19 protein-coding genes, 2 tRNA genes and 2 pseudogenes are annotated in these 19347 nt (G+C 48.6%); 11 read left to right on the top strand and 12 right to left on the bottom strand.

Going from position 1 to position 19347, the window contains the following annotated elements:
- Both H6F76_RS30010 and H6F76_RS30435 read left to right on the top strand, forming a co-directional pair.
- Positions 1-188, top strand: a 188-nt coding sequence (locus H6F76_RS30010; protein WP_206754368.1) for a hypothetical protein, incomplete at its 5' end; no start/stop codon positions are given.
- A gap of 1 nt (position 189) precedes the next feature.
- Positions 190-787: pseudogene (locus H6F76_RS30435) on the top strand (transposase); the annotation flags it as partial.
- Positions 788-1560: 773 nt separating this feature from the next.
- Here H6F76_RS30435 and H6F76_RS10825 read toward each other — a convergent pair.
- The 5 genes from H6F76_RS10825 to H6F76_RS10800 form a co-directional block, all read right to left on the bottom strand.
- Entirely contained in the window at positions 1561-1734 is a 174-nt protein-coding gene (locus H6F76_RS10825) for a hypothetical protein (protein WP_190508101.1), read from the bottom strand.
- Positions 1735-1779: 45 nt separating this feature from the next.
- Complete coding sequence (locus tag H6F76_RS10820) at positions 1780-2700, bottom strand: ATP-binding protein (protein WP_190508098.1); 921 nt, start codon at positions 2698-2700, stop codon at positions 1780-1782.
- Between the two features lie 4 nt (positions 2701-2704).
- On the bottom strand, positions 2705-3001 hold the full coding sequence (locus H6F76_RS10815; protein ID WP_190508096.1) for a hypothetical protein: 297 nt from the start codon (positions 2999-3001) through the stop codon (positions 2705-2707).
- Positions 3002-3465: 464 nt separating this feature from the next.
- The gene (locus H6F76_RS30430) at positions 3466-4308 is read right to left on the bottom strand and encodes a DDE-type integrase/transposase/recombinase (protein ID WP_190508092.1); all 843 of its coding nucleotides are present in this window, start codon (positions 4306-4308) and stop codon (positions 3466-3468) included.
- A gap of 224 nt (positions 4309-4532) precedes the next feature.
- Positions 4533-4730 carry a hypothetical protein gene (locus H6F76_RS10800; RefSeq protein ID WP_190508090.1) on the bottom strand — a complete coding sequence of 66 codons (198 nt, stop codon included), beginning with the start codon at positions 4728-4730 and terminating at the stop codon, positions 4533-4535.
- A 168-nt stretch (positions 4731-4898) separates the two neighbouring features.
- On the opposite strand from H6F76_RS10800, the gene H6F76_RS10795 reads away from it, so the two are divergent.
- Positions 4899-5054, top strand: coding sequence for a hypothetical protein (locus H6F76_RS10795; RefSeq protein ID WP_190508087.1), 156 nt, complete (start codon positions 4899-4901; stop codon positions 5052-5054).
- Between the two features lie 158 nt (positions 5055-5212).
- On the opposite strand, the gene H6F76_RS10790 is transcribed toward H6F76_RS10795, so the two are convergent.
- Positions 5213-6022 (bottom strand): peptidoglycan-binding domain-containing protein, encoded by an 810-nt coding sequence (locus H6F76_RS10790; protein ID WP_190508085.1) that lies wholly within the window; start codon positions 6020-6022, stop codon positions 5213-5215.
- An 861-nt stretch (positions 6023-6883) separates the two neighbouring features.
- Between H6F76_RS10790 and H6F76_RS10785 the strand changes: the two genes are divergently transcribed.
- Complete coding sequence (locus H6F76_RS10785; RefSeq protein WP_190508083.1) at positions 6884-7252, top strand: transposase; 369 nt, start codon at positions 6884-6886, stop codon at positions 7250-7252.
- A gap of 76 nt (positions 7253-7328) precedes the next feature.
- Positions 7329-7838: pseudogene (locus H6F76_RS30425) on the top strand (IS630 family transposase).
- A gap of 45 nt (positions 7839-7883) precedes the next feature.
- Here H6F76_RS30425 and H6F76_RS10770 read toward each other — a convergent pair.
- From H6F76_RS10770 to H6F76_RS10760, 3 genes are all read right to left on the bottom strand, one after another.
- Positions 7884-8945 (bottom strand): trypsin-like peptidase domain-containing protein, encoded by a 1062-nt coding sequence (locus H6F76_RS10770; RefSeq protein WP_190508077.1) that lies wholly within the window; start codon positions 8943-8945, stop codon positions 7884-7886.
- A gap of 239 nt (positions 8946-9184) precedes the next feature.
- Entirely contained in the window at positions 9185-10291 is a 1107-nt protein-coding gene (locus H6F76_RS10765; RefSeq protein ID WP_190508075.1) for a trypsin-like peptidase domain-containing protein, read from the bottom strand.
- 75 nt (positions 10292-10366) lie between these two features.
- Positions 10367-11458, bottom strand: coding sequence for a trypsin-like peptidase domain-containing protein (locus tag H6F76_RS10760; RefSeq protein ID WP_206754367.1), 1092 nt, complete (start codon positions 11456-11458; stop codon positions 10367-10369).
- 442 nt (positions 11459-11900) lie between these two features.
- Here H6F76_RS10760 and H6F76_RS10755 point away from each other — a divergent pair, with 442 nt between their 5' ends.
- The gene (locus H6F76_RS10755) at positions 11901-12413 is read left to right on the top strand and encodes a hypothetical protein (protein ID WP_242036614.1); all 513 of its coding nucleotides are present in this window, start codon (positions 11901-11903) and stop codon (positions 12411-12413) included.
- A gap of 317 nt (positions 12414-12730) precedes the next feature.
- On the top strand, positions 12731-12970 hold the full coding sequence (locus H6F76_RS10750) for a hypothetical protein (protein ID WP_190508071.1): 240 nt from the start codon (positions 12731-12733) through the stop codon (positions 12968-12970).
- Positions 12971-13062: 92 nt separating this feature from the next.
- Here the strand turns inward: H6F76_RS10750 and H6F76_RS10745 are convergent, their stop codons facing one another.
- Positions 13063-13848, bottom strand: a complete 786-nt coding sequence (locus H6F76_RS10745; protein ID WP_190508069.1) for an RNA methyltransferase — start codon at positions 13846-13848, stop codon at positions 13063-13065.
- 126 nt (positions 13849-13974) lie between these two features.
- A tRNA-Leu gene (locus H6F76_RS10740) sits at positions 13975-14058 on the bottom strand.
- Positions 14059-14297: 239 nt separating this feature from the next.
- Between H6F76_RS10740 and murA the strand changes: the two genes are divergently transcribed.
- The 4 genes from murA to H6F76_RS10720 all read left to right on the top strand — a co-directional run bounded on the left by murA (position 14298) and on the right by H6F76_RS10720 (position 17694).
- A complete protein-coding gene (gene murA / locus H6F76_RS10735; RefSeq protein ID WP_190508067.1) occupies positions 14298-15716 on the top strand; it encodes a UDP-N-acetylglucosamine 1-carboxyvinyltransferase in 1419 nt (472 codons plus the stop codon).
- Between the two features lie 298 nt (positions 15717-16014).
- Positions 16015-16890, top strand: a complete 876-nt coding sequence (locus H6F76_RS10730; protein WP_190508065.1) for a M48 family metallopeptidase — start codon at positions 16015-16017, stop codon at positions 16888-16890.
- Positions 16891-17008: 118 nt separating this feature from the next.
- Positions 17009-17455, top strand: coding sequence for a hypothetical protein (locus H6F76_RS10725; protein WP_190451750.1), 447 nt, complete (start codon positions 17009-17011; stop codon positions 17453-17455).
- Positions 17456-17612: 157 nt separating this feature from the next.
- Positions 17613-17694, top strand: a tRNA-Leu gene (locus H6F76_RS10720).
- 94 nt (positions 17695-17788) lie between these two features.
- Here the strand turns inward: H6F76_RS10720 and H6F76_RS10715 are convergent.
- Positions 17789-19225: a sugar transferase gene (locus H6F76_RS10715; RefSeq protein WP_190508063.1), complete on the bottom strand. Its 1437-nt coding sequence runs from the start codon at positions 19223-19225 to the stop codon at positions 17789-17791.
- Positions 19226-19347: the final 122 nt, after the last annotated feature.

Genomic DNA, 19347 nt, shown 5'->3' with positions numbered 1-19347 from the left:
GACTGTTGGACAGGCTCGGAGCACCAAGAATCCTCGACCTCATTGCCAGTCTTGGTGCAAAGGCTACCACTTTTTCATGCGTGCTGGTGGACGCAGTTCATGAGGGCTGTTGGCGAATTCGTCAGAGAAAAATCAAGGCTGTCTTGCCTAAGATGGGAGTAAAGCTTTACAGCTCAGCAGAGGTGTAGCATGTCCATGCAACCCCAGCCCATTCCTCCAGTTCCAGACGATACCGCAGTAGTGGCACAAGCTGCTTTTCCCAAAGGTAACCTCTACCTTCAAATCCGCGATACTCTCGGTAGCATCTATCAAGACGAATCCTTTGTCTCACTCTTCTCCAGACGAGGACAACCTGCACAATCTCCCTGGCGGCTGGCTTTAGTTTGTGTGATGCAGTTCATTGAAAATCTCTCTGACCGCCAAGCCGCTGATGCCGTTCGAGCTCGCATCGACTGGAAGTATGCCACTCGGCGACCCAGGATTCAATTACTCGCTTTTGAGTGAGTTTCGCGATCGCCTGATGGCAGGCAATACCGAACAACTGTTGCTAGACAAGTTGCTAGAACAATTACGCGAGAAGGGATTGCTCAAAGGACATCAGCGGCAACGCACTGATTCTACTCATGTTCTCGCAGCCATTCGAGTATTGAATCGCCTCTAAACGTTGGGAGAGACCTTTCGAGCGGCGCTCAATAGCCTAGCGGTTGTGGCTCCAGATTGGCTAGAGGTGCATTTACAGACAGCTTGGTTTGAGCGCTATCATCGGCGCACTGAGAACTATCGCTTGCTGTGAATGAGCAGAAAATATAGCGCAATTTGCAAATGAGTTGCGCAACGAGTGAGAGCAGCTCCAGTCTAGTGTTCTAGCTTCTGATAAGTTGACATCCAACTGCATTGAAGGAACAGCAATTGGAAGTGAATTAAACCCTGCAACGCGCACAGGTTTCAACTTTATAAGCTTGTGCTACCTATTTGCAAATTGCGCAAAATCTTTTGCTCAGTCACACCTGTTATCCTCCTGGTCTCTGAGCATATCTCGTACCCCGCTAGTTCTATTGTCTACTTGACGTTTCTGCAACACATACATTCACTATTTCAATCAGCCCAGAAGAGTTCAACGCTAAGAGCGTCAACTTTCTTCAGCAACTACTATTCCGCTAACACTAACTTAGTATTTTGCTTGATACTTTACCATTCTTGTTAAAAGCATTCCACAACTACATTCCCCTTGTGTCCATAGTTTGGAAACGATCGCAAATTTCTTCTTACAACCAGGGCAACGAGAAAGTAAGCGAATTTTGTAGCGATCGCAGCCTTCCACAGAATTGAATTGCCACTTTAATCGATGGTAAGGTGCTTCGACACAGCAAGCAGCACAAAGTCGAAGCGTATCAATCATGAATCGCTTTCGCTCGTGTTCCGGTGGAAGCGATTCCAGTAAGCGCTCCACGGTTTCACCACAAAATTCGCTTAGAAGAGCCAGTTCTTCTTCTGTTGGAAACGGATTAAATCGAAACTTTTCCCATCTGTTTAAAGCAATACCGAGTCCTAAACTTTCACTCAGGCTACTAGGGGCAGAAACTGCATTTTGAAGACGTAGACGATAGAGGTAACCAGCAATACTTCACCTTCAAGAAGAGCAGATTGCCAAACGTTAGGTTGATCAATCTCTTCCAATTCAGCTAAAGGTGTGTCATCTGCTGAACCAATTTTCTGAGGTGTTGATTCAGGCATAGGCAAACTCTCCATCCAACACTCAAATTGAAGATTGAGAAAAATTTAACTTGCTTCCTTCTTAAACAATCGCGTTTTTGGTGCCTTGCGTTTCGCCAAACACTTAGTAAGGTTTTTCTTGGTTAAATCGAGACCTGGTTCGTCTAACCTCAAGGTTGCGATGTGGCGAATGATATCGTACAAAGGTTCACGTAACTTACCAGACTTCTGGAGCAGAAAATCAACCATCTCTGCAATGGAGGCTAGGTTTAACCGCCGCTCCTCTGGTAGAAAAACTTCTTCCCAATCCTCAACAATTTCGGTGACATCTTTCTTCCATAATAGAGGAAATTCGTAAGACTCTAAAAATGAGTTATAAACACGCTGGTACGGGAGGCTATTGCGTTCGAGAATTTGCTCTAAATAGGGTGTCCCTACAAGGATTACGGATAGCTGTTGATCTTTTGAGAGATCAATGAGTTCATTAAAGGATTCAAGGGTTAAATAATCAGCGTTACCCACAATGAGGTTTTTTGTTCCGTAATCTCTAAACGTTTGTTTGGTCCGCTTACGCCTGTCCTTTAACGGGTCCACATGAGCGAGTGGATGGCTGCAAACTTCTAAAATTGCTCCGTATAAGTCTAGTGGACCTCCATGCTGCTTAACTTCTGAATAAATGACAGACACAGGGAGTAAAAATTTCCCCCTACGCTGTCTCACGCGTTCCACTTGGTAATACTTACAGACTTTGTGTAAACCAGCTCCTTCTGATGCTGTCACATAACCACAGATTTTGCGATCGCGCTGGTCATCAAGCCACTTAAACAATTCCTCATCACTATCCAAAACTAGATAGGTGTCTGCACTTCCCAGCCGTTCAAACTCGGCTTGTTGTTCTGGCGATCGGCGTAGTTCCTCAGCAGGCTGAGGAGAAAAAACCTGCTGAGAATGAGACAAATCATCGTAGGCTAGATTAGTCTGCCCCATGGAATTACCAGTTAGAATTCATGAACTCCCCCCAATTTTGAATGCCTCTCCTGGGGCGCTTTGGTTTAGCTCTGGTAATTATGTTACTACTGTCCTCGCTAGATGTGGAGTCTACAGCACTTTCAGGGGAATCTGATAGATCGGCAGCAGGCGAATCAGAGCTTGGGGGTGTTAACTCCTCATTACTACTGTCTTGCTGTGGTGGTTGCTGCGTTTCTGGCTGCATCTGCTCTGTTTCTTCACCAGAGGAACATTCGGTTGAATCTTCAGCCTTATCGTTCTGGGGAAACAGTTCAACCACCTTGGACTGATTAGAATTCTGTGATTGCTCCTCATGAGCTTTCTTGCGGCGACGTCTTTTTGATTGGCGCTTCTTCTCCACAAATTCAAACAAATTCAGCCGTTCCGTAACAGCGCAGTCTGGTCAATCTCCAATTCCTGTTCCCGGAATTTTTTACATCTCCAAAGTAATTCTGCGAGAGAAAGCTGTTTGACTTCTGCATCTCTAGCCTCCACTACGCCAATATACTCACTAGGCTGACCATCCTTTGAGTAGGTATAGGCAAGCAATCTAATGATGTTTCGCTGATCGTATCGTAAGCAGATACGATCGCCCTCGTACCCAGCTAAGCATTCCCCTTGGTACACAAGTCCCTTGAAGCACACACAGCCGTACTTCTCAACCTTACGACGGACGACTTTCATTAGACAAATGTCTAACTCACGCTCATTGAGTTCTTCCGGTTCTACTAGCAGTGAAGTCTTCTAACGCTCGATACGCGGCTGGGCTAAACCATGCCCATAGGTGTGTCTGTTGTAATGATCAACAAAATATCTTACCAAAAGTATTTCCAGTTCATGGATTAATACGGAAGCCGTTTTTTCTGCCTCCGGCGGGCGCTCTTCGACACATGAGCCTGTATAGCCAGGCAGCAAGGACAAAAGCTCCTTATTAATCTTGTCGAAAATGGTCTCGATTAATCCTCCTGCTGATGGAAAAGCACGCAGGCGACGTTGAAACTTTAGTTGCAGCGAAACCAGCTTTAAATGCTCAGATTTAAATTCCTTAGCACGGTCAGTAACTAAATAATCTGGAATGCCGCAAACGTACCATTTCTCTAACAACCCGTACTCAGGTCCGTACTCCTTGTGCAGAATTGCATGACGCAAAGCTAGAGAAACTTCGTGTGAACCTGCTGCCTCTAAACCTAAGTAGAAACCAACAAGGCAGCCTGAGTAGTTGTCCATAACCAATATGAGGTAGGGACGACCAATCACTTCACCGTTCTCATCAACGATCAAAGTGTCAAGTTTTGTATAGTCAACCTGCCACACCTGATTGCTGTGGGGCAGGACGACAATTTCACCTGTTGTCTGGATAATCTGCCCTTCTGTTAGCAATCCTGGATGACGAACTCTTCGCTCTTCTTGAGCAAGGTGACACTTAATTACTTTATAGACAGTGGGACAAGAAGGTTGCTTGCAAGCGATCAGATCTTCAAGTACTTGTGGGTAGTCCTTAAATTTTTCGGCGTATTTCTTTCCTCGAAGTTTCTCACTCTCTGAGGCAAGGGCTACTAAATGTTTGTACACCTGGTTTCGATTCACACGTGAACTATCTTTCCGACCCCATTTGTATGTAGCTACGATGAAATCGAACCATTGCTTGGAAATTACAAACTGCCCCTTATTTTTTCGACCGACCCCAAGCCTTGCGACACCACCAGAAGAAACAATCTTTCTAGCTTCCGCTTGATGGTCTTCTCACTCTTCTTGAGTCCGATAACCGCATTCTCGATCGCCTCTCTCGTTTTCCTTTTATCAGGAGCCTGTCAAATGGCATCGAGAAAATCAATTTCTCTCTGAAGTTCAGGAGTAGTTTCATTGAGTAAAAGATAATCCGCTTGATCATCCTCAACTGGAAGAACCTCAGGAGCTTCTACATCTTTAAACGAAATTGTATCTGAAATCACAGACAAATCAACCGTAGTATACATATCCCTAGCTTCGACAAAGAAAAAGGACATCATTCACCTTAAAGAATTTTTAGGAAAAAGACATCATTCGCTTTAATTCTTGAAAAATAATAAAAAAATTAAGGAAAGAGCCTGAAAAACCCTTTTTGCAGGAAGTTCAGGCTCTTTCCTTCCATTGGGTTTTGGACAAATTCGCTTTAAAGGTTGGGTAATATCACTTTAATGGACATTTTGGCTGTTAAAGATTTACTTGTACTGTTTGATGGGGTTCGCCGCGATGTTGATAGTGAAGCGAATGCAGGTGCTTTTCCATTCAAATGCCTCTCACCTTTGCAGAAAAACAGTGCCACAGAATTTCCCGCACTATTACTTTGCTAAATGCGTCAGATCATGACTCAATGACAGCACGATCGTTCACAGCTAAGTGCATAAGACCTAAACATACAAAAAATCTGGCGTTACCTAATTGTATGACGAAAAAGGAGCGCCAGATTTTTTAGAACGTAAAGCTAGAGCACAAAGCTACAAGCGTTCAACTAGTTAAAGCTGAGATAGTCTTTAGCAACCCAGCCGCCACCAGAAAGCTGTGCCCATGTGTAGCCGTTAGCAAACTGCTCTGCACCTGTTAAGGCCACCCGTTGCCCATAGCCACGGCTGCTAATAACATAACCACCTGGAGCATTGCGTACTAGCAGACCACTGCCAGCATTTACGTAAGCACCACTACCGATAGGGACAGTCGTACCACCATTGTTACCGCTGGTGCTTAAATATGCACTGGCAACCCAACCACCACTAGAAAGCTGAGACCAGTTGCGACCTGCTGCATATTGCCGTGCGCCAGTCAGACCGACACGCGCCCCATAGCCAAGACTGCTAATCTGGTAGCCAGCGGGGCTATTACGAACAATCAACCCGCTGCCAGCAGTCACATACGCACCACCAGACACAGGTACAGGACCACCATTGCTACCGCCAGGACCAAGAGTCGCAACCAAACCCAGAGCACTTAGAGTTGCTGGTCCTGCAATACCATCAACAGCCAAACCTCTATTAGCTTGGAATGTTCTCACAGCTGAAAGCGTTTGCGGTCCAAAAATACCATCACGAGAAACTCCAAGCGCTGACTGAAGGGAAGAAACTCCCGAACCCCGCTGCCCGTAGTAGATAGCAGCTTCTGCCTGATCAGCGTGAGATAGAGTTGCGGCTACAATCCCCGCAGCAACGCAACCCATTGCCAGGGAGGTCGACGCTTTTAAGTCAATATTTTCAAACGCTACGATCGTCGGATCAGGAGTTGGATCTTCGTGAGCAATAGCAGCATGAAGGAAGGCTAATGTTTCCATATGGGCACCTGTAAAACAGACGGTAAGAGGGACAAACTACTTAATAAATGGTGTTGCAATAAGAGTGTGACTGCCATACCACTTGAGGCAAGGGATGCAGCACTGACGCAGTTAGCCGTCACGCAACTAGCCATACATTAGAACATTCACCTGAAGAAATTCAACCCTTTCAAAATCGAACGGTCGAATACTGCTCAATTGCATCATCAAAAAGCAGCTATGCTTTTGCTCCGTCAGATCTTAGTCAAGCTAATTCGAATCAGAGAACGGAATTGTATATGTCCCTGATGGAATAATATCAGAGAAAGCAGTGGTAGTAAAGTCTAGAAACTGAGCTAGGTGCAACAAATTAAACTAGTGTCTAAGCGTTCATAAAGAGTGAGCGATTCTCATTGCTAGTGGCTACTTATAGTTCGATAAAGCAGCAGGAAGCTCATTTGTAATCACTCATGCGGCTGATTGACAGACGCCAACAGTATATAGAAGGAACCAAGCAGTAACGCTACATTTAGCTCAATAATCATCAGTAAGGGTGAATCAGTAAGGGTGAGGAAAATAGTAGAAAATTCTGTTAAGTTATGCGTTGTTTTTTAATATGTGCAAGCGTAATTGCAGCCTTATGGTGAAGAGTGAAGACTATCTCTCTCAGAAAACTTTTGGCTTTGTTTCTTCAGGCAGTGCTTTGTCGTTCGTGCTGCTCTTAAACGAAATGATGTGTCTTCAGCTACCAAGCGTCTTTGCAAACTTGACGCAACAGATTAAATTATGCGCTGCTGTTCATTCTATTACAGCGGTTCTTGCTTGAGTAAGCCACACATTGATAGCCTAAGAGTGTTTAGCAAGCTCAGGAAATCGCGACTCATGCCTGCCCCTCTATCAATTGATTTACGACAACGAATGATCACTGCGTATGAGGCACAAGAAGGATCACAACGACAACTAGCAAAGCGATTCAAAGTGAGTCTATCGTTCATCAGAGATTTGATGCGACACTATCGGGGAACGGGAACTGTGCAACCCAAACCTCATGGGGGAGGGGCAGTTGCGAAGTTAGGCAAAGAGCAGTTGCCCATCGTCGCAGCCTTAGTCACGGCTCAACCGGATGCGGTGCTCAAAGAGTTGTGTGAACGCTTTGCCGAGCGAACTGGGGTAAAGGTAAGCGTATCGACCATGCAACAAGCGGTGTGCAGGCTCAGACTCAGCGTCAAAAAAAACACGACTTGCGGCTGAGCAAGATACGCAACGGGTCAAGGACCGGCGCTTTGCTTATCGCTTGTGGAGTTTCACCATCGACCCCCGAAACCTGGTGTTCATCGATGAAACAGGTATTCATCTAGCCATGACCCGCTTGTACGGTCGCGCTCCTAGAGGCGAACGCTTGTATGACAGCGAGGCTCCTGGTAATGGGGGTCAGAACATCTCGTTGATTGGTGGCATGAGTATCAATGGGTTGATTGCCAGCTTGAGTCTGGTCGGGAGTGTCAATACCGACGTGTTCTTGTTCTACATTCAAGAGCTTCTGATTCCTCAATTGTAGGTAGGCGCGATTGTGGTAATGGATAATCTACCCGTTCATCATGCTTCGGTGGTGACAGAGGCAATTGAAGCGGCAGGAGCGAAGGTTGTGTGCTTGCCCCCTTATTCACCGGACCTTTCTCCGATTGAATTATGCTGGTCAAAGCTCAAGCAAGTGTTGCGGTCGGCTAAAGCTCGAACGACTGAAGCACTCGATCAAGCCTTAAGCAAGATTATTAACGAGTGCATTTCTGAGGATGATGCCCTGGGTTGGTTCGCTCACTGTGGCTTATTCGTCTAAGAACCGCTGTAAGTGTCGATCGCGCTCCAACTCTTTAGCGATCGCTTAGAAATTGAGATAAATTTCTTGCTGCTGTTGATCTCGACTGATAGTAAACACAGCACTACTAGGACGGCGATTGAGAAACGTTTCTAGGTCTTCAAGCCGAGACAGGGGTTGGCGATCGACCGCAACCAGACGATCGCCTGCACTTAAGCCAGCATTCTCGGCTGGGGAATTAGGCTCGACTAATTGAATGACCAGCGATTGTTCATTGATTAATGCGCCTAGTTGTGTAGTAATAGATGCTTTCGGCGACAAATTGGCTGCGCTTGGTGGCTTAATCGGTATATCGAGACCAAAGCTTACAGGTGCTTGGGGCAGAGTGTCTTGCGCAGGAAACCCAGATTGTTGCGCGATCGCCGTTGCTGTCGGACGATTTTGCTCAATAAAGGCTTGGGCGATCGCCGTTGCAGTTGCAAACCCAATACCCACATTCTCACCTGTTTCTGAGAGCCAAATCGCCTTATTTACACCAATCATCTCACCCTGTTGGTTAAGCAACGGTCCACCCGAATTTCCCGGATGCAACAGGATAGACGATTGCAGATCGCCGTTCTCATTAGTGCCTTTCAATGTTCCCCACGTAATAATGCCCGTGCGCCCTAACGGACTGCCGATCGCGCAAACAGCTTGCCCTGCTTGGAAGGTTGTTGCTTTAGCAAAGCGAATTTCTGGTAACGGCTCTCTGGTGTCTAGCTGTACTAATGCCAGGTCATTGTCCGGATCAGTAGCAATCACCTGTCCCTTAAACAGGCTACCACTCCATCCTCGTGCTCTTATTTGCCCGTCGCCTGCTGCTTGAACAACATGGTAGTTCGTCAGCACTAACCCTTGGGGGCTAACAATACTACCAGACCCAAACTCGGTGCTGGCGTAGAGAGTTACTACGGCAGGACGGGCTGTTTGACAAACACTGGCGCTAGCTGCCTGAGTGTGCCCTTGCTCAGTTTTGCTAGCTGCATCCGGCTGCAACAGTGGAAAAGGCTCCCTTAAGGGCATACATGAAGCGGCAGTACAAGCTAACACCAGCAATACCCCTGCCCATAACCAGCGGTTGAGTTTCATAGCGTTAACGTTCAGAAGACTCAAACTTAGAGACGCCTGCTACCCCTGCTTACTATAGCAATCCACTTCAATTTGTAAACGTCACTCTTGCAGGCACGGTCATAAACTAAAGCTGTAAGTTACCTGGAGGGGCAGCTACAGCTTTAAGGCTCACCTCAACTGTTGGCAGAACTTCATCACGAGCCTATGTAGTCTCCTAGAGATCGATCGCAAACCTCAGCAATAGTCGTATGTCTGCGCTAAAAATAGACCTGCACATTGGCAGTCTGCTGCTTGTGACGAATGGTTAAGACGGCAGTGCTTGGCTGACGGCTGAGAAACGCTTGTAGTTGTGTTAAACCAGTTAACTCAGTGCCGTTGACCGCAACCAGGCGATCGCCCGGTTGCAAACCACCTAACGCGGCTGGCGAACCGGACTCTACCTGCTGTATCAGCATTTGAGCATCCACGTTTACTCCTAGCTTACTTACAGCACCCACAGACGCTTGCGATCCGCCTGCCTGACCGTTTTTTGACTGTGAAGTGCTGATCGGTGCAGGCACAGCGACAGGTAGCGACGCGATCGAGGAAGTTGGAGCGGGTTGCTTCGTCACCACACCAGCCGTAGGGCGAAGATGTTTAGCAATGAAGGTTTGTGCCGTTTGCACACTTGTTGCATAGCTAACACCAGTGTTTTCACCGCGATTAGAGACCCAGATTGCCTTATTCACGCCGACCAAATCACCCTGAGCGTTGAGTAAGGGACCGCCCGAATTGCCGTAGGTCAGACGCACGGCAGATTGCAGATCACCATTTGCTAGCACAGTAGTGAAAGCGCCTCGACTAAGTACGCCTGTGCGACCAGAGGGGCTGCCGATTGCACAAACGGCTTGCCCTGGTTGAAGCTTGGTGCTGGCTAAGGGCACAGTTGACAGTGCAGTTTGTCCTGGAATTTGCACTAGCGCCAAGTCATTACGGCTGTCACTAGCGATCGCTCGCCCGATGTATCGCTGCCCATCCGCTAACTTGACGTAAATTTTGACCTTACTAGGATTGCTAACCGCTTCTTTCACAACATGATGAGCTGTCAGAATGGTGCCATCCCCCGCCACAATGCTGCCAGCACCAATTTCAGTACCAGAGTAAAGCGTAACCACTGCATTCGCCGCTTGCTGACAACTGCGGGATCGATCAGCAGGTGTTGCTGATGCATCTACAGTCGTCTGAGCGATCGTTGGTGAGGGAGCACTATGGGCTGGAACACTTTGAAGCAGCACACAAGACACAGAACAAAGCAGCAAAGACGTAAATTTCATGATGATGGTTAGGTCAAGGATGAAGAGACGCACAACCGATGGCGTTACCATAGCGTTCCAAGATGCGAACACGATCACTCGGAGTGCAGAATTACTTAACTAAAAAATTTCAACCAGTAGAGCCTGCTAAAAGCGTACCTGCACCCTGGCTAGCTGCTGACCACGAGCGATTGTAAAGCTGGCGCTATCAGGCTGGCGGTCGAGAAAAGACTGCAATGTGTTGAAACCCCAGAGACGTTGACCGTTTACGGCAATCAAACGATCGCCTGATCGCAAACCACTCATTGCTGCTGCTGAGCCAGATTGAACTTGTTGTACAACTAAATTTCGGACATCGATCGTCATGCCCAAACGCTTACTATTACTATTTGCTGGTGACCTTAGCGTGTCTACCCCAGCAGGAAAGGAGTTCATAGCAGACGGAGCAGTAGGAACTATCCATGCCCCTTCATTGACTCTTGGTGCTGGCACAAGCGAGCGTTGCCCATTCAGCGCAAGGTGAGCATTACCTGTAGCCGGAGTTTGCAGAGTGGATGCACCCAGTAAGGTTCTTACTGCCTGCACGCTAGTAGCAAAACTGATGCCAGTATTTTTGCCCGTTGGCGACTCCAAAATTGCCCTGTTTACCCCAATCATCTTGCCCTGAGGATTCAACAATGGTCCGCCCGAATTACCGGGATACAGTCGAATCTTTGCCTGCAAGTCACCGTTTCCTCTCACCAGGCTAAGAGTGCCTTCACTTAAAACCCCAGGACGACCATAGGGGCTGCCGATCGCGCAAACCTCTTGACCAGGCTGAATACCGCTTACATCTGCCAACTGAACGGTCGGGAACCGTGCCTGTGTCTCCAGTTGAATCAGCGCCAGATCATTGCGAACATCAACTTTAACTACCCGTCCCTGGTATTGCTCGCCACCAGCGGTTTGAGCCATGATCGGTTGCCCGCCTGCTCGATCGCTCACAACGTGGTTGCTTGTAATAATCAGGCCTTCTGGACTAACAATGCTGCCAGAGCCAGTTTCGTTGCCTGCATACACTGTAACAACGGCTGGGCTAATCGTTTGGCAGTTGCGATACGTCTCTGGCGCAACGCTAGCCTCAGGCGTAAATCGAATTGCTGTTAACTGATTAACGGCTCGAAGAGGAGCCGCTAAAGACGCGGTGACACCGACAAACCAAACGGAGGATGCAAGTAGAAGCAGGTATTTGAACTTCATAGGTTGAACGTCGTAGATTGAGTGGTAGAGATGCCAGACGGGTAAAGCGAACAGGTGAAAATTTGCCAAACGTTCCCTACCTGATTGCGCGGTCAAGCAACCCAGGTAAAATGGCATAACGGATTAGTGCTTGCAGAACAAAGAATTGATGGGTACTTCAAGACCCCATGCGGAGCGCTTTGAACCTACCCGTGGGGGTACTACCACCTTTCGCAGGTGCGAACTAGCGTCCGGATGCTTTTGGCAGACGTACGATCGCACCAGTAGCGCAAGCGGCAGAGCTCAGCATTGAAGAGCAGAAAAAGCTGCTAGCAGGGATTTTCAAGCTAAGAGGTCCACTTCCTTTCGCTGTAAACTAAGGACGCTCAAGCGCAACAGTCGCAGTCGTAACAACCTCAGGCACAACTGCGTAGAATGAAAACAGCGATCGCCCGGAGCGTGTGTGAGCAGAGCCATCAACCAGCAAGCAAGAATTCAATACTCTGTACATCCACCCAGCCGTTTCCTTGTTAGCCATCAAGCTAAACTGCTGCCTGACTGGTCCTGCCCAGCACGATCAATGCTCATTGTGCTACAGCCGTGCAACTGCGATCTGCTAGAACGAACGCTGATCACTGAGGCACAGAAACGTGAGCTGCGTCGGCAGTTTTTTCAATTTGGTTATGCGATCGCTGCCCAGATCAAGCGACTGGGCTACACAGTTGCCATCTTTGATCCACGTACTGGGTTACCGCTTTTGTCTCGCCCTGGCGCACTTCGATTAGATGATGTGGCGATCGTCCGAGCTGCCTTGGGCTATCAAAGCATTCATCGCCACGGCTGCGCTGTTGTCATCCATCCTCTCTGGGGCGGAGCCGTCTACCCGTCTACGCTCGTCTCTTCTATCGAACCAGTGTTGCTAGAGCAAATTCTTACGCGTATTGAGGCAGGTGGAGAAGCGCTAAGAGACGGTTGAAAAGTTTCTACTTCTTTCTACTTAAATGGAGAGAAGCGATCGGTCTGCGCAATCGCTGCACTTCGTAGCGAACCCAGCGGTTGACACAACCAGCTTGTGAAACCGACCATTGAACTAATGTCTAACAGGAAGAGTGAAACTATAGTAAAGGCTGCAAACTTGGAGCTTCACAACTTGGAGCTTCAACGAAACATCGCTGCTCGATTGGGCACTCTAACACATAGCAAGTAAGTTCTTGAGGCTAAAGCATATAGAGTCAGTCTTGCACTTGTCCAGCCGTCGGTATTTTTTGAGCTTTGATTTGGGAGCCAGCCTATATGAATCAGCGTCAGCACGACCCACGCTATGCCGCAGACCGAGCTTTCGCAGAGTCGCTCAACCAACTGCAAAAGACGCTGCAATCTGCCGATACAAAAGCAGTTCAGCCCATTAAGCCTGACCATAACAAGCCTGACAGTGCCAACTCTGCTTCCTTTGATTTAAGTAGCTTTGAGCAAGCAGTTGCCGATATTGAAGCATTTATGGCAATGCGGCAACAGCAGGAAGAAGATCACTAAAAAGATTTCTAGCAAACCGAATACTCGTAGGGACAGGTTTGACAAGACGGTGAAAGCCAAAGGATGCACAGGATGATTTTTCACCCGTTTACCTAAGAATTGTCTGCCCTCCGCTGACGCTTAGCTTCGTAGAGAATCAGTGCGGCAGCGATCGCCACATTTAAAGATTCCACGCCGGGATTCAACGGAATAGTAACCTGCTTGTCGGCAAGTGCTCTTAAAGTGGGCGAGAGTCCAGCACCCTCGTTACCTAACAGAATAAGCGTTGGTTGCCGAAAGTCTACTTGCCAGTAAGTCAGGGGTGCGGTGGGCACAGCCGCAATGATCTGCATACCCTGCTGCTGATAAGGTTGAAGCGCTGATTGCAAGTCAGCATTCATTCCCATAGGTAGCCTAAACCATTGCCCTGCGGACGATCGCAACACTTTAGGATGATCGAAATCAACACTGTCGGCACTGAGCAGCAAACCTTCGGCACCAGCAGCAGCGGCGGTACGAATCATCGTGCCCAGATTACCTGGATCTTGGATGGTCTCCAGTACTAAACCGAGGCTGCTAAACGTGGGTTCGGGCGTTGAGGTACGCTCGATGATGGCAACAACGCCATCCGGTTCAACGGTTGTAGCGATTGATCGCAGCACGTCGGCACTGACTAGCTCAACGCGTGCGGCTAATTGATGCGCCTGTTCGCAAAGTGCAGCATGTTTCGTTTGCCACGCGATCGTGTAACAAAGAATCGCTAGTGGTCGATCAACTGTCACTGCTGCTTCGAGTAAGTGAGTACCTTCCAGTAAAAAGAGCTGTTGTTGCCGTCGCTCCTTTGTCTGGTGTAGCTTCTTTATCTGTTTAACCAGAGGATTTTGAAGGCTAGTAAGCACTTAAGACCAATTAATTGAAATTTTGTAACAAAGCTTGCGAAACATATAAGTAGATCTGAGGCATATGCTGGGTAAATCCGATACCTCGGTTGCCCAGCTTTTTCCTCTTACCTGATGTTGCTCAAATGCGGAACCCGGGACTTGAACCCGGAAGTCCTTGCGAACACTAGAACCTGAATCTAGCGCGTCTACCAATTCCGCCAGTTCCGCTTGTACACAGCCACAGCCGCGATTCATAATCATGAATTACTTGGCGACATCTGTCAATCACTTTAGTACAGAAATAGAGCATACTGCTGTGATGCTTTTAGCAAACGGTGCGATCGCCCAGGCGATAAAAAACTGTACATTCTGGATCTTTCCGGTAGAATTTCGGTGTTCGTTTTTTTAGGTTCACTAAAAAACGGCATCAAAACAAATGGCTACGTTAGACCTAGACTCAGCATTTATTGGAGGACAGACCAATTACTCTTTCGCCTAGCCTCTCAAACACTCATTCTTCATCGGAAGAAGATAAAACCGTCCTAGAAATCTGGGGTGGTGCCTCCTTGCATGGGCATGTAGGCATTAGCGGTGCCAAGAATTCTGCGCTCGTGATCATGGCTGGAGCGCTGCTTTGCTCACAAGATTGCCTCATCCGCAACGTTCCGGCGCTGGCAGATGTCACCCGTATGGCGGAAATTCTCTCTGCACTAGGAGTGAAGCTAGAACGGCAAGGAAACAGCTTATTGGTCAATGCCTCTCACATTGCTCAGTCAAAAGCACCTTACGAGTTGGTTAGCCAACTGCGCGCTAGCTTTTTTGTCATTGGTCCTCTTTTGGCGCGTTTAGGCGTTGCCAGAATTCCTCTACCTGGCGGCTGTGCGATCGGTGCTCGACCTGTTGACCTCCATGTACGCGGTTTGCAGGCAATGGGTGCCGATGTACAAATTGATCATGGCATCGTCAATGCTTACCTTAGTGGTAGAAATAAGCGTCTTCAGGGAGCAAAGATCTATCTGGATTATCCTAGCGTTGGGGCTACCGAGACGCTGATGATGGCAGCAACCCTGGCAGAGGGTGAAACGATAATCGAAAACGCTGCTCAAGAACCAGAAGTTGCTGATCTAGCAAATTTTTGTCGGGCAATGGGTGCCAAGATTCGCGGTGCTGGGACAAACACGATCACAATCCTGGGCGTGCCAAGTTTGCACACAACTGACTACGCGATCGTTCCCGATCGTGTAGAGGCGGGCACGTTCTTAGTTGCTGGAGCCATCACCCATTCTGAAATCAGCCTGTCTCCTGTCGTTCCAGACCATTTAACCGCAGTAATTGCGAAGCTCCAGGCGATCGGTGCACAGATTATTGAAGACGCGCCGAACCGCCTCCGCATTGTGCCCGGACATCGCTATGTTGCAACGGATATTGAAACGCTGCCCTATCCCGGCTTTCCGACTGATATGCAGGCACCACTCATGGCACTGCTAACCCTTAGCGATGGCGATAGCGTTATCACCGAGACAGTGTTTGAGAATCGGTTTGGTCATGTAGCAGAGTTAACCCGTATGGGGGCAGATATCCGTGTCAAGGGCACCCACGCGATCGTTCGAGGTGTACCAATGTTGTCGGGTGCTCCTGTTGTAGCAACCGACCTACGCGCTTCTGCATCACTGGTGCTGGCAGGATTAGCGGCGCAAGGCAAAACAACGGTACAGGGATTGCATCACCTTGATCGCGGTTACGAAAACTTGACAGCGAAGCTGCAAAAGCTAGGAGCCAACTTACAGCGAACTCAGCTTGGAGCAGATGGAGATAGCCCATTAGTGTTGCCTGATCCAACGACCGTCCCTACCGTCACTAAGCCAGGCGTCACCAAACCAGCCTAAAAATACGTCGAGAGCGATGAACGGCTGTAAGAGGTGTGTCAGACCATGCCTCTCACAGCCGTTTGCCCATATACGCACTCTTCCACTCCCTCACTTTCTTACCCCTTCACTCTTTTCCCCTCCGTGTCTCTGTGGTTTGCGACAAGACATAAGAGCTTCTCGCTATACTATCGGTGGTTGCTCTCTTCAGTACTCTTTTGAAAACCGCTTCGATGTTGCCTCTGAACCTGGATGCTAGCTAAACGTAGGCAGCAGCGTTACTCCTTTTGCTGAACTTTATTCTTCGTCTCCTCATCGTATGTCCTTCCTCAAAACGCCCCTTATTGGCTTGCGAGCTGACCATTTTCGCCACCCTCTTGACTTCAGAGCGACAGCGAATCTGAAGCAGTTACCGGGTCTTGATGTTGTCATTCGGAATCTTTTAGGACCGATCGCCGAACAGTTTTTTTATTTAGAGAACATCGCTTCTAGTGTTCTGGTTGGCGAACAGCAGTTGCCCGATTTACATAAGCTGCTGATTGATGCCTGCCAGGTGCTGGATCTAGAGCCGCCGCAACTCTACATCCGGCAGCATCCCGTTCCTAATGCGTACACCTTTGCGATGCGGGGCAAGCAGCCATTCATCGTGGTGCATACATCCCTACTGGAATTACTGACCCAAGAGGAAATCCAGGCAGTCATTGCTCACGAATTGGGGCACCTTAAATGTGAACATGGCGTTTACCTCACGCTGGCAAATATTTTGGTGCTGGCAGCTGGACAGTTGCCAACTCTTGGTGGAGCGATCGCGCAAACCTTGCAGGCGCAGATTCTAGAATGGGTACGCTGTGCTGAGTTCACTTGCGATCGGGCGGCACTCCTTGCCATTCAAAATCCTAAAGTTGTGAGTTCTGTACTGATGAAGCTGGCAGGCGGCTCGCCTACGCTCTCAGGACAACTGAACCTGGAGGCGTTCTTGACCCAGGCTCGTGCCTATGACGACATTAGCAACGATCAACTAGGCGAAATGCTAAAGCAGGCAATGACCGCACAGCTTACCCATCCAGTACCTGTCTTACGAGCGCGAGAAATCGATCGCTGGGCAAGTAGCCAGGAGTACCAATCGTTGCTCCAAGAGCGCCCAACGCAGCAAGGTAAGGATGCCAAAATTGCAGGTGGCTGGCGGAATTGGTAAAGCCACTGTTCATATTGGCTGATTTAGCGCTGAAACGAACTTCTGTCCGGGGAACGATATGCTGCCTCTGTCAGATGAATTAGAAATAGGATGCTAAATCGATTGGAGAATGTATTCTATGCAACTGAACTATTTTGCAAAACCTTTATCAGTTCTAGGACGTTGGTTGACGACAGCGTTGCTATGCGTATCGGCAATTGCCTTTGCTTGGCAAGGTGCTTTTCTCTCGAACACCACCGCTATGGCTGCTCCTGCTACAAACTTGATCGCAACATCTGATGCGGGTAGTGATCTTCAAGGTAAAGTGAGCAAAGACGCTGGACGCACCAAAGGTTTCGTTCGCGACACAACTGACAAACTGAAGAAAACAGCAAAAACGAATGCTGCTAAGGTTGATCGCGCAACAGATAATGATAGTGCGATCGCACGCAAAGCTAAGAACGATGCTGCTCGCATTGAGCGCAGAGCGGATAACGACTCAGCTCAGACTCAGAAAGCGATTAACAAAACGAAGAATGCTGTTGAAAGTGCAGTTGACGGCATTAAAGATGCCTTTGGCAAATAGGAAGTAGGCGTTATGCCCTTCCAGTAACGAGCTTGTGAAGGAAGGGCATAGAGAGTTCTTTTGAGTTCCACGCATGTATGTCAGTGTCAGCAATAAAGGAATATTGATTGTTACTCCAAAGTCGCTTAATCCGGTATAATAGTGAAACGAAAGCCACGGGCGGATGGCGGAATTGGTAGACGCACCGCACTCAAAATGCGGCGCCGAAAGGCTTGCGAGTTCGAGTCTCGCCCCGCCCATGATTGATAGGTTGCTGCTAGTGTGAACCAGATTGGTGACCCTAGCAGCAATTTTTATGAGCCTAGATTGATGAGTCTGGTAGACGAAGCCGCTTTAGTACGCGCCTTTCCCGCAAAAGACAATGCGGCACGTTTCAAGCAAAATTTCTAAATCCAGGTTGAGTGACCAGTTATCAATGTAGTAGAGATCAAGTCGGGCAGCATCGTTGAACGCATCAACAGACGATCGCCCTGACACTTGCCACAGCCCTGTAATGCCAGGTAGCACTTGATGGCGAGTATGATGCCAGGGATCGAACCGCTCCACATCTCGTAATGGTAATGGGCGTGGACCCACCAGACTCATTTGACCCAGTAGTACGTTCAGCAGTTGGGGTAGTTCATCAATGCTGGTTTGCCGCAGAAACCGCCCGATCGCCGTAATGCGTGGATCATGCCTGATTTTGAACATCACCCCATCACCAGCTTCATTTTGCTGTTCTAGCCCTGCCTGCAAAGCTTCAGCCTCGGGGATCATCGTGCGAAACTTCCACATTTGAAACACGCGACCGTGCAGTCCCATCCGTTCCTGGCAGAAGAAAACGGCACCCGGCGATGAGAGCTTAATGGCGATCGCGACAACTAAAAAGAGCGGCGAGAGTACAACCAAGCCGACAAACGCACCCAACCAATCGAGCCACCGTTTCAAGCGGTAGTCCCAACCGCCTAGCAAAGTTGGTTCTACACGCAAGGTGGGAATGCCAGCAATGACTTCTGGTACACCGCGACGATGCAGCATCTCGACGCTAGAGGGAATAAGCCGCAGTGTAATACCAGCACGACGCAACTGCCAGTAAAGCCCTGATGCTAGTTCGGTTTGCGGCAGGCTTTCTGCCAATACTTCCTGTGCGCCAGAGTTAAAAATTGCTTGAATCGTCGCAGCCGTGCTGGTAGTAGATGCCAGTGCTGCCCCAACTATGTTGTAGCGCGATCGCCGCTTCAGGACTTGTGCCAGCGTTGGCAGCCGTTCGGCAGGTGCCAGTAAAAAGACATTGGTCTGAGCTTGTTCAAACTGCTTTAGTGCCAGACTTGCCAGTAACCGGAAGGTAATGACTAAACCGACACTGCCAAACCAGGCGGTCATAAAGAGCGATCGAGGTGGAGCCAGCTTTGGGTCGTAGAAGTAACCTAAAATCAGTGCCAACAGGTAAACTGCACTCACCAGTTGACCCGATCGCACGTAGTTTTTCCACTGGCTCGACGAACCGTACAAACCACTGTGTGCAAACAGCAACAGCGTGACCAGCATCAAAATCCAGAACAAGCCTGGCAACCCTAACCAATTACCTAAAACAAGCGGCGGTGGCAGTGGTGAGTAGAACTGATTGAGATGTGATGCAACGCGACCCGCGATCGCCAGCGCCAACACATCGCCTAACAGCAGTACCACCATCCGGTGCCACCGCCCACGAAGAATTTTGTGTCGATCGCGTCCACGGGAGGCACGAATATCGATCGCTTTTTGGTAAGCTGCACCAGGAGAAGAATCCATTGCAGTGAGGCTCATACGAAGGCAAGCCGTTGGTCTGAGCCATATCAGTACCTAGCTTGCAGGGCAATATATTGAGTATTCCGCAAACTGCACCAAAACTTATCGTTAGCACTTAGAGTTTC

Origin of the sequence: Leptolyngbya sp. FACHB-321 (assembly GCF_014695975.1) — a bacterium.
Taxonomy (GTDB): domain Bacteria; phylum Cyanobacteriota; class Cyanobacteriia; order Leptolyngbyales; family Leptolyngbyaceae; genus Stenomitos.
This window is presented reverse-complemented; position numbering and strand designations above follow the sequence as displayed.